Origin of the sequence: Pseudomonas sp. FSL R10-0399 (assembly GCF_009600165.1) — a bacterium.
Taxonomy (GTDB): domain Bacteria; phylum Pseudomonadota; class Gammaproteobacteria; order Pseudomonadales; family Pseudomonadaceae; genus Aquipseudomonas; species Aquipseudomonas helleri.
Genome location: NZ_WIWK01000260.1, coordinates 1 through 1,061 on the forward strand (window position 1 = coordinate 1; position 1,061 = coordinate 1,061).

The 1,061-nt window shown below is 47.4% G+C and carries 2 protein-coding genes; both read right to left on the bottom strand.

Going from position 1 to position 1,061, the window contains the following annotated elements:
• Nucleotides 1-70 precede the first annotated feature (70 nt).
• Complete coding sequence (locus tag GHO41_RS29305; protein WP_178126620.1) at nucleotides 71-445, bottom strand: hypothetical protein; 375 nt, start codon at nucleotides 443-445, stop codon at nucleotides 71-73.
• A 19-nt stretch (nucleotides 446-464) separates the two neighbouring features.
• Nucleotides 465-1,061 (bottom strand): RHS repeat-associated core domain-containing protein (locus tag GHO41_RS30525; protein WP_178126621.1); only part of this gene is annotated, 597 nt, incomplete at its 5' end.

Below are 1,061 nucleotides of genomic sequence, written 5' to 3' on the forward strand. Positions count from 1 at the left end.
TGAGAGCCTGGATTCTACCGGTGGCTGGCTCTCTGCCTCTCGTTTCAAGCGTTGCGCTTATTCTATGAATTCAGGCTCCCTTATGGGCAAATTCTTTAAGTATTTTCTTTAGCTCTCTATTAATAACCTTCGCAGTGGTGGATGTGTCCGCTCCATAATGGGAAGCGCCTATGGCATGCTCATCTTCTCCTCCGTATCTAATGTCTACAAAGCCAACTCGACGAGCTCTTGGGATGTTAATTTGTTTGTCTTTTAAAATTTTATGCTCGTCCTCAACTTTTCCAATGAGTAGAGATAATGATCTTGACTCACTACAACTCCAAGAGATCGGGTCATTGCCATCCATTAGATTGTATGGGTGTTCGTAACTCTCGGATCTGTATAAATTACACTTGGTGTTTTTAATAAGTTTGAGGTTTGTAAATATAAATTCTTCGATTGTCATGAATATATTGACGTCCATTCTATTTTGCTCTCTTTGGGGTGCAAGGGCAGTAAGCTCTAAACTGTACGTCGTCAGGAATATCATTGCCAGTAGTCTTGGTTTTTAAGTCGTTCATGGCGCTTATCTCGCGAAGTACTGGAGTTCCATCAGCCTTGGTTCTCCCAACATTTCCGTAAACTTTTTTTCCATCCTCTAGTTCAATAATAATATCTGGCCGACGACCCTGTTTTTGGCCGCCTGGTGTTGAAATAAGAGTTTCCCGTTTGACCCCACCTCCAGATTGCACTGTACCTCCGGCCTCGGTGGCCTCACGCCCCCATTGGGCGATAACTTCATTGTGTGGTCCTTGACCACCAGGTACCGGACCACGTTTAGCCAACCCCAGCGGATCAACCCACCCCACCGGATTCGGCGCATACGCATAGACATTCAGCCCATCCGCAAACCCGATCGGGTCTTTGCTGATAAACCGTCCGACCTGCGGATCATAGTACCGATAGCGGTTGTAGTGCAGCCCGGTTTCGGTGTCGAAGTACTGTCCTTGAAAGCGCAGCGGGTTGCGGATGTTTTCGCGAGTTGCGCTGTCGGTACGCTTTTCCTTGGCTAGCCCCCACGC